At 72.9% G+C, this 12,858-nt stretch carries 13 protein-coding genes; 8 read left to right on the top strand and 5 right to left on the bottom strand.

Annotated features, from left to right (window positions below):
* Window positions 1-23: 23 nt before the first annotated feature.
* Window positions 24-1,400, top strand: a complete 1,377-nt coding sequence (locus Aeryth_RS10140; RefSeq protein WP_067861593.1) for a cystathionine beta-synthase — start codon at window positions 24-26, stop codon at window positions 1,398-1,400.
* Window positions 1,397-2,566, top strand: coding sequence for a cystathionine gamma-synthase (locus Aeryth_RS10145; protein WP_067858065.1), 1,170 nt, complete (start codon window positions 1,397-1,399; stop codon window positions 2,564-2,566). The genes Aeryth_RS10140 and Aeryth_RS10145 overlap by 4 nt, the downstream gene beginning before the upstream one ends.
* Window positions 2,567-2,617: 51 nt before the next feature.
* Here the strand turns inward: Aeryth_RS10145 and Aeryth_RS10150 are convergent, their stop codons facing one another.
* Window positions 2,618-4,099: a DNA recombination protein RmuC gene (locus Aeryth_RS10150; protein WP_067858068.1), complete on the bottom strand. Its 1,482-nt coding sequence runs from the start codon at window positions 4,097-4,099 to the stop codon at window positions 2,618-2,620.
* Window positions 4,100-4,224: 125 nt separating this feature from the next.
* Here Aeryth_RS10150 and Aeryth_RS10155 point away from each other — a divergent pair, with 125 nt between their 5' ends.
* The 4 genes from Aeryth_RS10155 to Aeryth_RS10170 all read left to right on the top strand — a co-directional run bounded on the left by Aeryth_RS10155 (window position 4,225) and on the right by Aeryth_RS10170 (window position 7,421).
* On the top strand, window positions 4,225-4,923 hold the full coding sequence (locus tag Aeryth_RS10155; RefSeq protein ID WP_067858071.1) for a hypothetical protein: 699 nt from the start codon (window positions 4,225-4,227) through the stop codon (window positions 4,921-4,923).
* Window positions 4,924-4,992: 69 nt separating this feature from the next.
* The gene (locus Aeryth_RS10160; RefSeq protein ID WP_067858074.1) at window positions 4,993-5,397 is read left to right on the top strand and encodes a tetratricopeptide repeat protein; all 405 of its coding nucleotides are present in this window, start codon (window positions 4,993-4,995) and stop codon (window positions 5,395-5,397) included.
* 25 nt (window positions 5,398-5,422) lie between these two features.
* Window positions 5,423-6,082 (top strand): M50 family metallopeptidase, encoded by a 660-nt coding sequence (locus tag Aeryth_RS10165; RefSeq protein WP_067858077.1) that lies wholly within the window; start codon window positions 5,423-5,425, stop codon window positions 6,080-6,082.
* Window positions 6,083-6,113: 31 nt separating this feature from the next.
* Complete coding sequence (locus tag Aeryth_RS10170; RefSeq protein ID WP_067858080.1) at window positions 6,114-7,421, top strand: tRNA guanosine(34) transglycosylase Tgt; 1,308 nt, start codon at window positions 6,114-6,116, stop codon at window positions 7,419-7,421.
* Window positions 7,422-7,448: 27 nt separating this feature from the next.
* Here Aeryth_RS10170 and Aeryth_RS10175 read toward each other — a convergent pair whose 3' ends face one another.
* Window positions 7,449-8,174 (bottom strand): queuosine precursor transporter, encoded by a 726-nt coding sequence (locus tag Aeryth_RS10175; protein WP_067858083.1) that lies wholly within the window; start codon window positions 8,172-8,174, stop codon window positions 7,449-7,451.
* A gap of 36 nt (window positions 8,175-8,210) precedes the next feature.
* On the opposite strand from Aeryth_RS10175, the gene Aeryth_RS10180 reads away from it, so the two are divergent.
* Window positions 8,211-9,506, top strand: a complete 1,296-nt coding sequence (locus tag Aeryth_RS10180; RefSeq protein WP_067858086.1) for a geranylgeranyl reductase family protein — start codon at window positions 8,211-8,213, stop codon at window positions 9,504-9,506.
* Window positions 9,507-9,515: 9 nt separating this feature from the next.
* Here Aeryth_RS10180 and Aeryth_RS10185 read toward each other — a convergent pair whose 3' ends face one another.
* Window positions 9,516-10,019, bottom strand: a complete 504-nt coding sequence (locus Aeryth_RS10185; RefSeq protein WP_067858089.1) for a hypothetical protein — start codon at window positions 10,017-10,019, stop codon at window positions 9,516-9,518.
* A 259-nt stretch (window positions 10,020-10,278) separates the two neighbouring features.
* Here Aeryth_RS10185 and Aeryth_RS10190 point away from each other — a divergent pair, with 259 nt between their 5' ends.
* Entirely contained in the window at window positions 10,279-11,223 is a 945-nt protein-coding gene (locus tag Aeryth_RS10190) for a sigma-70 family RNA polymerase sigma factor (protein WP_067858091.1), read from the top strand.
* A gap of 98 nt (window positions 11,224-11,321) precedes the next feature.
* On the opposite strand, the gene coaE is transcribed toward Aeryth_RS10190, so the two are convergent.
* Window positions 11,322-11,918: a dephospho-CoA kinase gene (gene coaE, locus Aeryth_RS10195; RefSeq protein WP_067858094.1), complete on the bottom strand. Its 597-nt coding sequence runs from the start codon at window positions 11,916-11,918 to the stop codon at window positions 11,322-11,324.
* Between the two features lies 1 nt (window position 11,919).
* A complete protein-coding gene (locus Aeryth_RS10200; protein WP_067858098.1) occupies window positions 11,920-12,828 on the bottom strand; it encodes a VldE C-terminal domain-containing protein in 909 nt (302 codons plus the stop codon).
* Window positions 12,829-12,858: the final 30 nt, after the last annotated feature.

A 12,858-nucleotide genomic window follows, 5' to 3' on the forward strand; every position in this document is an offset into this window, starting at 1 on the left:
ACACGGGTGGCAGGATGAACGTCATGCGTATCGCGAACCACGTGGTCGACCTCGTGGGCGGCACCCCGCTCGTGAAGTTGTCCAGCGTCGTCCCGGCAGGATCTGCCCTGGTGGCGGCCAAGATCGAGTACCTCAACCCCGGCGGCAGCTCCAAGGACCGGATCGCCGTCAAGATGGTCGACGAGGCCGAGGCCTCCGGCGCGCTCAAGCCCGGCGGCGTCATCGTCGAGCCCACCTCCGGCAACACCGGGGTCGGGCTCGCGCTGGTGGCCCAGCAGCGCGGCTACTCCTGCATCTTCGTCTGCCCCGACAAGGTCAGCGAGGACAAGCGCAACACCCTGCGTGCCTACGGCGCCGAGGTCGTGGTCTGCCCGACCGCCGTGCCGCCGGAGCACCCCGACAGCTACTACAACGTCTCCGACCGGCTCGTCCGCGAGACCCCGAACGCCTGGAAGCCCGACCAGTACTCCAACCCCGCCGGGCCGGCCTCGCACTACGAGACGACGGGTCCGGAGATCTGGGCCGACACCGACGGCACGGTCACGCACTTCGTGGCCGGCGTCGGCACGGGCGGCACCATCACCGGCACCGGCCGCTACCTCAAGGAGGTCTCCGGCGGTCGGGTCAAGATCATCGGCGCCGACCCCGAGGGCTCGGTCTACTCCGGCGGCACGGGCCGCCCGTACCTGGTGGAGGGTGTCGGCGAGGACTTCTGGCCGAGCGCCTACGACCCCGAGATCGCCGACGAGATCATCGCGGTCTCCGACGCCGACGCGTTCGAGATGACCCGCCGCCTCGCCCGCGAGGAGGGGCTGCTGGTCGGAGGCTCCTGCGGCATGGCCGTCGTCGCGGCGCTCGAGGTGGCCGAGCGCGAGGGCCCCGACGCCGTCGTCGTGGTCCTGCTGCCCGACGGCGGACGCGGCTACCTCTCCAAGATCTTCAACGACGACTGGATGTCGTCCTACGGCTTCCTGCGCGAGCCGCTCGACGGCCACACCGACCGGCCCAGCGTCGGCGCGGTGCTGCGCCGCAAGTCCGGTGACCTGCCCGCGCTCGTGCACACCCACCCGTCGGAGACCATCCGCGACGCGATCGAGATCCTGCGCGAGTACAACGTCTCCCAGATGCCGGTCGTCGGCGCCGAGCCGCCCGTCGTCATCGGCGAGGTCGCCGGCAGCGTCAGCGAGCGCACCCTCATCAGCGCCGTCTTCGAGGGTCGCGCCTCGCTCACCGACCCGGTGTGGAAGCACATGGAGCCGCCGTTGCCGTTGCTCGGCGCGCACGAGGACCTCGACACCGCGCTGACGATGCTGAAGGACAGCGACGCCGTCATGGTGATCGAGGACGGCAAGCCGCTGGGCGTCCTGACCCGGCACGACCTCCTGGGGGTGCACGTATGAGCGACCAGAGCGACGACCGCACGGGCGAGGCGCTGGGCTTCGCGACCCGCGCGATCCACGCAGGCTTCGAGCCCGACCCGCAGACCGGCGCGGTGAACGTGCCGATCTACGCGTCCTCGACCTTCGCCCAGGACGGCGTGGGTGGCATGCGCGGCGGCTACGAGTACGCCCGCACCGGCAACCCGACCCGCGCGGCGCTCGAGGCGAACCTGGCGTCGCTCGAGAACGGCGCGCACGGTCGCGCGTTCTCCTCGGGCATGGCGGCCACCGACGCCGCCCTGCGCACCCTGCTGCGGCCCGGTGACCACCTCGTCATCCCCGACGACGCCTACGGCGGCACCTTCCGGCTCATCGACAAGGTGTTCACCCACTGGGGCATCTCCTACACGCCCGTCGCCGTCAACGACGTCGACGCCGTCCGCGCTGCGATCCGGCCCGAGACGAAGGTCGTGTGGGTCGAGACCCCGACCAACCCGCTGCTCAACGTCGCCGACGTCGAGCAGGTGGCCGAGGTCGCGCACGCCGCAGGTGCACGGTTCGTCGTCGACAACACCTTCGCCTCGCCCTACCTGCAGCAGCCGCTCGCCCTCGGCGCCGACGTGGTCCTGCACTCCACCACGAAGTACCTCGGCGGCCACTCCGACGTGGTGGGCGGCGCGCTCGTCACCGACGACGCCGAGCTCGACACCGGGTTCGCCTTCCTGCAGAACGGCGCCGGCGGCGTGCCGGGTCCGTTCGACGCCTACCTGACGTTCCGCGGCGCGAAGACGCTCGCGGTCCGGATGGAGCAGCACTGCACGAACGCGGAGGCGGTCGTCGACCTCCTCGTCGGTCACCCGGCCGTCGCGTCGGTGCTCTACCCCGGCCTGCCCGACCACCCCGGGCACGAGGTCGCCGCCCGGCAGATGCGTCGCTTCGGCGGCATGGTCTCGCTGCGGCTGGCGGGAGGGCGCCAGGCGGCACTCGACCTCTGCGCGCGGACCCGCATCTTCACCCTCGCGGAGAGCCTCGGTGGCATCGAGTCGCTCATCGAGCACCCGGGGGCCATGACGCACGCGTCGACCGCGGGCTCGGTGCTGGAGGTGCCAGACGACCTGGTGCGGCTCAGCGTGGGCATCGAGGACACGGCCGACCTGCTGGCCGACCTGGAGCAGGCGCTCGGCTGACCCGCCGCCCGTGGCTCGCCCCGCCAGGGACGCCACGGACAGGTGGGCCGCTCAGCCCGCCTGCTCCTGCGCGTCGTCGACGGTCTCGCCCTCGACGAGGAGCGGGTCGATCTCGGGTCGCTCGAGGTCCTCGAACAGCGCGAACTCCTGCGACGGGGAGGGCTGCGTCAGCTCGCTCGCGGTGAGGCTGCGCGGGTCGACGTCGAGCTCCTGCACGTCGCCCAGCAGGGCCGTGTCGTCGACGCGGTCGAGCTTGCGTGCCGTGACGAGCACGCCGCGCTCGAGCGAGCCGACGAAGGTGTTGTAGTCCTTGACCGACCGTTCGAGCGAGCGGCCGAGCTTGGACACGTGCGAGGACAGGGTGCCGAGCCGCTTGTACAGCTCACGTCCGAGGTCGACGAGCTCCTGCGCGTTCTCGGCGAGGTCCTCCTGGCGCCAGGTGAACGCCACGGTCTTGAGCACCGCCCACAGGTTGACCGGCGTCGCCAGCACGATGCCCCGCGCGAACGCGTGCTCCATGAGCGACGGGTCGGCGTCGAGCGCGGCGTTGAGGATCGCGTCGTTCGGGATGAACGCCACCGTGAACTCCGGGCTGGTGGGCAGACCGGTCCAGTACTCCTTCTGGGCCAGCGCGTCGACGTGCGCCCGCACGGCCTTCGCGTGCTGCACGAACATCCGCTTGCGCTCGGCGTCGTCGAGGTCGGGGCGGTTCGCGTCGATGAAGACCGCGTAAGGCACCTTCGCGTCGACCGCCATCTGCTTGCGTCCCGGCAGCTTGATGACCATGTCGGGACGTCGGGCGCCGGAGTCGGCGGTGATTGACTCCTGGGTGGAGAAGTCGATGCGGTTGAGCAGCCCGGCCGACTCCACGAGCGACGTCAGCTGGGTCTCGCCGTAGGCCCCGCGGACCGTGTTGTTGCGCAGGGCGCCGGAGAGCGTCTCTGCAGCCTGCTGGGAGCGCGCCGCCGACTCCTGCGTGGCGCGGATCTGCTCGGCGAGGTGGCCGTGCTGCCGGGCACGCTTCTCCTCGATCTCCTCGACCTTGCGCTGCATCTGCTGGAGCTGGGTGGCCACCGGCGCGAGCTTCTGCAGCACGCGGCTCTCGCTCTGCTCCTTGGCCTGGCGCTCCTTGGCCTCGCGGTCGTGCTGCGCCACGAGCTCGCGCGTCTGACGCCGGGCGACCTCGACCTGCTCGCGCAGGGCGTCCGCCTCGGCCCGCGTGGCCGCGAGCCGGGCCTCGACGTCGGCCTTGGCCGCGGCGAGAGCGCTCTCGACGCGGCTGCGCTCCGCCGCCAGCGCCTGCTCGACCTGCGCCCGCTCCGCCGCCGCCGCGTGCCGCGCGTCGGCGAGCTCCGCGCGGGCCATGTGCCGCACCTCGGCCAGCTCCGCGGCGTGTCGGGCCTGGACCACCGCGGGGTCCTCGGCGCCCGCCGCCCCGTCGACCTGACGCAGGCGGGCGACCAACAGGCCGACCACCACGCCGAGCGCGACACCGACGAGCAGACCGAGCAGGAGGGTGAGGGTGGGAGCCATGGGTCCGAGTCTGGCAAGACTGACCGACAGAACCGTGCAGGCGTGCCGGACCCCTGTCGATGCGTGACGTGGAACGCGTTCCGCGCGGCTCGAACGGCTGGCGTGGCCCCCCTACGCTGGAATCCATGCCTGACTCCACCGACACCCGCGAACGTTCCTCGGTCCTGGGCGGCCTGTCGTGGTTCCAGGTGCTGGCCGGTGCCCTCGCCGCGATGACGTCGGCGTGGATCGCCTCCGCGCTCGGCGTGGCCGGCACCATCGTCGGGGCCGCGCTGGGCAGCCTGGTCGTCACCATCACGTCCTCGCTCTACGCCAGCACGCTCGACAAGGGACGCACGCTCATCGTGCAGACCGACGGCGGCCAGGTCGTCGAGACCGAGGCCGAGCCCGGTCACACCGCCGAGGCCCTGGCCGCGGTCCGCCGTGCCACGCACGAGGAGGTCACCGGCGCCGAGGTGGTCGACGCGCCCCGCCGCACCATCCGGTGGAGGGCCGTGGCCCTGTCGACCGTGGTCGTCCTGCTCGTCGCGGGCGTGGCCATGGGCAGCTACGAGCTCGTGACCGGCAAGGCCTACGGCTCGAACCCCGACAACCCCCGCATCGGCCACTTCTCCGGCGGTGGCGGCGACTCGACACCGCGCGACGAGCGACCGACGCCCACCGAGACCGCCACCCCGGACCCCACGGCGTCGCCGACCCCCGACGACGAGGCCACCCCCGACCCCACGCCGACGCCGACCCCGACGTCGAGCGCCGACCCCGTGCCGACGCCAACCCCGAGCGCCACGACCGGCGACCAGCAGGACCCCGCGCCGGCCCCGTGAGCGCGGGAATGAACCGGACGACGACGCCGTTGACGAGCCCGACCAGCACGCCCCGGGAGGAGGAGCCCCATGACCATCTACCTGACCCCGAACATCTCCGACGACCAGATCGCGGCGATGGACGTCTTCGACGCCTTCCGGCTCGGCGAGGAGCTGCTGGAGTCGCGCTACCCCCGCGACGCCGCGCGCGTCCTGCGGCGGGTCGTCGAGGACTCCCCCGACAACGCGTCGGCGTGGGAGCTGCTCGCTCGTGCCCACTTCGCGGCCGCCCAGCTGCGGCCTGCGGAGGAGGCGTTCCGTCGGCTCGTCGAGCTGGAGCCCACGAGCGGCTGGGCGCACACCGCGCTCGGCCTGACGCTCGACCGGCAGAGCCGTCACCGCGAGGGTGCGCTCATGCACCGCATGGCGGCCGCCATGGGCGAGTCGGCCCGCGACGCCTCGCGCGTGCAGCTCGTCGACCGACCGGTCGTCTGAGCCCCGGTCCGGCCGGAGCCGCCCGATGAGCCCCTACGTCCCCGCGGCGGTCGGCGCCGCCTTGGCGCTGCTGCCGTGGGGATGGGGGGCCGGCCGGCACGTCGTCACCCTCGTGCACGAGGCGGGCCACGCGCTGGTCGCCGTGCTGACCGGTCGGCGGCTGAATGGGGTGCGCCTGCACCGTGACACCTCGGGGCTGACCACCTCGGTGGGCCGGCCCACCGGCCCCGGCATGGTGGCCACCGCCGCCGCGGGCTACCTCGCACCGAGCGCCCTCGGCCTCGGGCTGCTCGCGCTCGTGTCGCTCGATCGCACCGCCTGGGCCCTGTGGACCGCGCTCGCTGTCGTCGCCGGCATGCTCGTGTTCATCCGCAACGTGTTCGGTCTCCTCGTGGTGGGACTCGCCGGGGCCGGCGTCGCGCTGCTGGTGTGGCGCACCGACCCGGCGGCGCAGGGGTTCGCCGCCGTCGCGCTCTCCACGTTCCTGCTGGTCGGCGGACCGCGCACCACGGTCGAGCTGTGGTCGTCGCGGCGCAGGTCGCGGTCGCGCACGAGCGACGCCGACGTGCTCGCCCGGCTCACGCCCCTGCCCGCCGCGGCCTGGAACGCGGGCTTCGTGCTGCTCACCCTCGGCGCCCTCGTCCCCGCCTGGACGCTGCTGCGTGACCTCACCGCCCTGCGCTGACGCAGGGCCCGTCGCCTGCTTGGATGAGCCCGTGACCGACTCGCCCACCACGACCCCGCCGCTCTTCGAGGTCGGCGCCCGCCTCGGGGACCGCGCCGGCCGCACCGGCACGCTCACCACCGCGCACGGCACGATCCGCACGCCCGCCTTCGTCCCCGTCGGCACCAAGGCCACCGTCGAGGCGGTGCTGCCGGAGGCGATGGCCGAGCTCGGCGCGCAGGCCCTGCTCGCCAACGCCTACCACCTGTACCTCCAGCCCGGCGACGACGTCGTGGAGGAGGCCGGCGGGCTCGGCCGGTTCATGGGCTGGTCCGGCCCGACCTTCACCGACTCCGGCGGCTTCCAGGTCATGAGCCTCGGCGCCGGGTTCCGCAAGACGCTGTCGATGGACTCCACGTCCGAGGCCGCCGACGTCATCGCCACCGACAAGGACCGCCTGGCGCACGTCGACGACGACGGCGTCACCTTCCGCAGCCACCTCGACGGCTCGACCCACCGGTTCACCCCCGAGGTGTCCATGGGCATCCAGCACCGCCTGGGCGCCGACGTCATCTTCGCGTTCGACGAGCTGACCACCCTCCTGGACAGCCGCGCCTACCAGGAGGAGTCGCTGGCCCGCACCGAGGCGTGGGCCGCGCGCTGCCTCGCCGAGCACCGCCGCCTCTCTTCTCTTCGCCGCCCCCAGCCCGGCACCCTCGCCGGCACCCCCACCGGGCCCGCTCGCCGCCCCCAGCCCGGCACCCCCGCCGGGCCCGCTGGACCTGCCCTGTTCGGGGTGGTGCAGGGCGCCCAGCACGAGGACCTGCGCCGTCGCGCCGCACGGCACCTGGCCGAGCTCGAGGTCGACGGCACGCGCTTCGACGGGTTCGGCATCGGCGGCGCCATCGAGAAGGAGAACCTGGCGACCATCGTCGGCTGGGTCACCGACGAGCTCCCCGACGACAAGCCCCGTCACCTGCTCGGCATCGGCGAGCCCGACGACCTGTTCGCCGCGGTCGAGGCGGGTGCCGACACGTTCGACTGCGTCGGCCCGTCGCGGGTGGCGCGCTCCTCGCGCGTGTACACCGCCGACGGACGCGAGAACCTGCTCGTCGCCCGATCGCGCCGCCGCTTCGAGCCGATCGAGGACGACTGCGACTGCTACACCTGCGCGCACTACACGCGCGCCTACCTGCACCACCTGTTCAAGGCCAAGGAGTACCTCGCCGCGACCCTGACCACGATCCACAACGAGCGCTACGTGGTGCGCCTGGTCGACCGCATGAGGGCCGCCCTCGAGGACGGCACGTTCGACGAGCTGCGCGCCGAGACGATGGGCCGGATCCGCTCCTCCCGCTGAGGCGAGCGCCGGACCGCGCCGCAGGGCTCAGTACGTGGGCTCGGCGGCCTTGAGCCGCGCGATCACGAGCACCGTCACCGGCATGACGAGCAGCTCCACCGCCACCTTGAACAGCACCCCGACCACGAAGTAGTTGAGGAACCCGCCCGTGCCCGTGATGCCGATGGCGCTCGCCGCGATCGCGCAGAACAGGAAGGTGTCGACGAGCTCGCCGAGACCGGTCGACGACGCGAGCCGCGCCACCAGCGCGCGCTCGGCCGTCCGCGCCTTCATCCGGGTGAGCACCCAGGCGTTGGTCAGCTGCCCGCACACGTAGCCGGCGACGCTCGCCAGCACGATCTGCGCCACCGGGCCCAGGACGGTCGAGAAGGCCTCGTCGTTGCCGTAGAACGAGGCGCCCGGGATACGGGCGACCACGGTGAACGTCAGGACGGCCAGCAGGGCGCAGGCGAAGCCGGTGAGCACGGCCCGACGTGCCGCGCGGAAGCCGTAGACCTCCGAGATCACGTCGCCCAGCACGTACGCGAGGGGGAAGAGCACCGCTCCCCCGTCGATGATGAGCGGCCACAGCTGCACGGGCCCGAGCGTGAGCGAGCCGGAGCCGACCTCGATCGGCTTGGTGGCCACCACGTTCGAGACGACCACGATGGTGGCGAACAGCGCGAGCACGACGGCGTAGGCCGACGAGCCCGAGGACGCGAACCGGACCTCCTGGCCCGGTGCCTGCGAGGGCGCGGAGGACGACGAGGTCATGAGCGACATCCTGGCACGGGATGGGATGATCGCCCCATGAGCCTGCCCGACCGCACCGACGTCCTCGTGGTGGGTGCCGGGCCCGCCGGCGCTGCCGCGGCAGCCTGGTCGGCCCGGGCGGGTGCGGACGTGCTGCTGGCCGACGCGGCGGCGTTCCCGCGCGACAAGACGTGCGGCGACGGCCTGACCCCTCGCGCCGTCGCCGAGCTCGACCGCCTCGGCCTCGGCGACTGGACCCGCTCGTTCGGCACGAACCGTGGCCTGCGCGCCGCGGGCTTCGGCCAGGAGCTCCTGCTCCCCTGGCCCGGCGGCTCGCTGCCCGACCACGGTTCGGCGGTGCCCCGCACGCAGCTCGACGCGCGCATCCGCGACGTCGCGCTCGCCGACGGTGCGCAGCCGCTGGACCGCGCGCGGGCGGTCGACGTCGAGCGCGACGGCTCCGGCCGGGTCAGCGCCGTCGTGTTCGTCGTCGGTCCCGAGAAGCAGCGGCACGTCGTGCGTTGCGAACGACTCGTGGTCGCCGACGGTGTGCGGTCGCCGCTCGGCAAGGTCCTCGGGCGGGAGTGGCATCGCGACACCGCCTACGGGGTCGCCGGCCGCTCCTACGTCAAGTCCGGGCGCTTCGACGACCCGTGGATCTCCTCCCACCTGGAGCTGAGGGCGGCGCCCGGCGGGGGTGCCGGGCCACGGGCGGCGAAGGACAAGGGCGCTCTGCTGCCCGGATACGGCTGGATCTTCCCCCTCGGCACGGCCGGCGAGGGCGGAGAGGTCAACCTCGGCGTCGGCGCGCTGGCCACGGCCAAGCGGCCGGCGGCGCTGCAGATCCGTCCGCTCATGGAGTACTACGCCGAGCTGCGGCGCGAGGAGTGGGAGCTCGGGCCCGACCTGCGTCTGCCGACGTCGGCCCTGCTGCCGATGGGTGGTGCGGTGTCGGGTGTCGCCGGACCCAACTGGATCCTCGTCGGGGACGCGGCGGGGTGCGTCAACCCGTTGAACGGCGAGGGCATCGACTACGGCCTGGAGACGGGACGCGTCGGCGCGGAGCTCCTCGCCTCACGCACCGACGTCGCCGAGGCGTGGCCCCAGCTGCTGACCGGCCACTACGGCGAGGCGTTCTCGATCGCGCGTCGTCTGGCCGGGCTGCTCACGGTGCCGCGGCTGCTGCCGACGTTCGGACCGCTCGGCATGCGCTCGCAGACCCTGATGACCGTGGCGCTGCGGGTGATGGGCAACCTCGTCACCGACGAGGACCGCGACGTCACCGCGCGCCTGTGGAGGTGGGCGGGACGGCGGTCGGTCGCGCTCGACGACCGACCGCCGTTCACCGCCTGACCGCTGCGCTCAGGAGGCGGCGGGCGGGTCGGACTTCTTGTTGACCTCGGGCAGCTTCTCGCCGGAGTCCTTGAACGACAGTGCCGTGAAGACGGTCAGCGCGATCGCGGCGATCCAGACGATGTAGCCGGACCAGCCCGGGCCGACGCTCACGTCGACGCCCATGCCGGACGGGACGTCGCCGCCCTCGGTGAGCGGACGCAGGACGAGCAGGATCGTGCCGAGCGCGGCCGTCGCGAGCGCCACCAGGCGCCACGGGACGCCGTCGGGGAGGTTCTGCGCGGCGAAGGCCTTCACCGCGACGACGGCGACCGCGACGATGACGAGCAGGATGCCCAGGGTCGCGAAGCTGTACCAGGCGTTGCGGCCGGCCGAGGTGTTGACGGCGAAGTCGCCGCTGCCCTTGACCGAGGCCGTGACGAAGGCGTCGAAGAACGAGAACAGGATCGCGACAGCTCCCGCGACCAGGGCACCCTGGTCGAACTTGGAGAGCGCCTTGAAGTCGGCTGCCATGGGGAACCTTCCGTTGCTGAGAAAAGGATGAAGAACGGGAACAACCTAGTCCCTCGTCCCACTTGAGGGGAACAGGCTCGCGGTGTGAGACCGTGCGCACCCGTCCGCGGCGCGCCGGACCCTTCCGTGACCCTCCTGCGGGCGGTCCGGAGATGGGCCTGAGACCCCGGCGAACACCTGCCAAGAAGAGGCTGAGAGTGGAATCCCCGGTGTGTCCGGTGCGTTGCACTGGTACAGACACGATGGGAGGCGTATTCACATGACGTCAACGAGGCACGAGAGCGCCGAGGGCAAGGACAGCGTCGGCATGTACCTGGCCGAGATCGCCCGGACGCCGCTGCTGGACGCCGCCCGCGAGGTCGAGCTCAGCCGCAGCATCGAGGCGGGCCTCTACGCCCAGCACCTGCTCGACGAAGGACGCATCGGCCGCGCGAAGGGCGGCGCACCCAAGCGGGCCACCCGCGAGGAGCTCGAGTTCATCGCGGCCGAGGGCGAGCGCGCCCAGCAGGAGTTCATCAACGCCAACCTGCGCCTGGTCGTCTCGATCGCGCGCAAGTACGGCCGCTCCGCGATGCCGATGCTCGACCTGGTGCAGGAGGGCAACACCGGCCTGATCCGCGCCGTCGAGAAGTTCGACTACGCGAAGGGCTTCAAGTTCTCCACCTACGCCACCTGGTGGGTGCGTCAGGCGATCACCCGCGGCATCGCGCAGCAGGCGCGCGTCGTGCGGCTGCCCGTGCACGTGGTGGAGGAGCTGAACCAGGTCACGGCGGCACGCCGGACGCTCGAGCGCACGCTCGGCTACGACCCCGAGCCGCAGGAGATCGCCGACGAGCTCGGCATGGACGTCGACCGCGTCATCGACCTGCTGTCCTGGGGTCGCGACCACGTCAGCCTGGACACCCCGGTCGACGAGGACGGCGACACCTCGCTCGGTGACCTCATCGCCCGCGAGACCCAGCCTGGCCCCGACCTGGCGGTCCTGGACGACGAGACCAAGCACCTGATCAGCTCGCTGATCGACCACCTGGGAGCCCGCGAGGCCGACATCGTGCGGGCCCGCTACGGCCTGCTCGACGGTCGTCAGCAGAAGCTCGCCGACATCGGCAAGCGCCACGGCATCTCCGCCGAGCGCGTGCGCCAGCTCGAGCGCCAGGCGCTCGTCACGCTGCGCAAGATCGCCGACCCCGACCTGGCGGCCTGACACCCCCTCTGACCGCCAGCCCGAAGCCGCCCTGCCACCCCCGACAGGGCGGCTTCGTCGTGCTCAGAGCCTCGTCCTGTCCAGCGCCGACGCGCTGCTCAGCGGTCGGACGTGAGGCGCGCCCAGAGGGCGTCGACCGCCGCGAGGAGGTCCTCGCGGCTGCCCTGGTTGTCGAGCACCTCGTCGGCCGCCTCGAGCCGCCGCTCACGGCTCGTCTGGGCGGCCAGGCGGGCGCGGGCGTCGTCCTCGGCCATGCCGCGCTGCTCGACGAGCCGCCGCACCTGCAGCTCGGGGGGCAGGTCGACCACCACGACGACGTCGCACGCGGCGGCCATGCCCATCTCCACGAGCAGCGGGTGGTCGTGCACGACGACGGCGTCATCGGGCGCCGCGGCGACCCGGGCGGCGGCGAGGTCGCGGATCGCGGGGTGGGTGATGGCCTCGAGGTCGCGTCGGGCGGCCTCGTCGGCGAAGACGACGGCACCGAGGGCCGGGCGGTCGAGCGACCCGTCGGCGGCGACCACGGTGTCGCCGAACCGTTCGCGGATCGCTGCGAGCCCGGGGGTGCCGGGCTCGACGGCCTCGCGCGCGAGGAGGTCGTAGTCGACGACGACCGCGCCGAGCTCGGCGAGCCGTGCGCTGACGGTGCTTTTGCCGGAGCCGATGCCGCCCGTGAGGCCGACGTGCAGGGTCATGTCAGCCCGTCGCCGCGCTGCCGTAGGTGGTCACGTGCACGTGGTCGACGTGGTTGGCGGTGTCGCCACCGCGGTCGCTCATGGGCCGCCAGCTCGCGGAGGTGGCGGGCCGCCAGATGCGCTGCTCCCAGATCAGGTACTCGATGCCGAGCTCGCTGCGGTGCTCCTGCAGGAAGGCGGCGATCTCGTCGCCGAGCGGGCCGCGCACCATGATGTCGAGCGCCTGCCCGGTCGCGTGCTCGCCACGTCCGGCGATGCCGCCGTACTCGCCGACCTGGGGGAAGCGTTCGCACACGGCGCGGAACACCTTGACGGTGTCGGGCTGCAGACCGGCCTCCGACATCTTGTTGCAGGGTTGCGTCCCGAGCGGGAGGTCGTCGGCGACCTGCCGCGACGGCACCCAGCGGGGCAGGTCGGCGAGGACCACCTCGGTCCAGCCGTCGCGGGTCCGGCCCGTGACGTCGATCTTCTGCCCGCGCTCGAGCCGCTTGAGCACCGGCGACGCGGAGTCGGCGTCGGCGTGCACGGCGACGCCGTCGTCGAGCGCGACCTGCTGGCCCTTGACGACCACCTGCACGGTGCCCTCGACGGGCAGCTCGGGACGCTCGGCGCTGCGGTTCACCTCCGGCGCCTCCTCGAAGGCCTCGGCGATGACGTCGTCCTGCACAGGTGCGGCGGCTGCGCGAGGCACCGTCGTCGGAGCGTCGGGGCCCTGGGCCTGCACCACGGCGACAGCGGCGCCGAGCACGGCCACCACGCTCACGGCAGGGAGGACGACGGTGACGGCGCGACGCTGCCAGGACGGCGCCGCGTGACGGCTGCTGCGTCGGGCCCCGCCCGGCGTCCGCGGTCCGCTCGACCCGCGTCCGGCACGCCGCGGCACGGCGTGCTTGTGGCGCGAGGATGCCACAGACGATCACCTTCAGGTGGTGGGGAACAG

It is taken from the genome of Aeromicrobium erythreum (assembly GCF_001509405.1).
GTDB lineage: Bacteria > Actinomycetota > Actinomycetes > Propionibacteriales > Nocardioidaceae > Aeromicrobium > Aeromicrobium erythreum.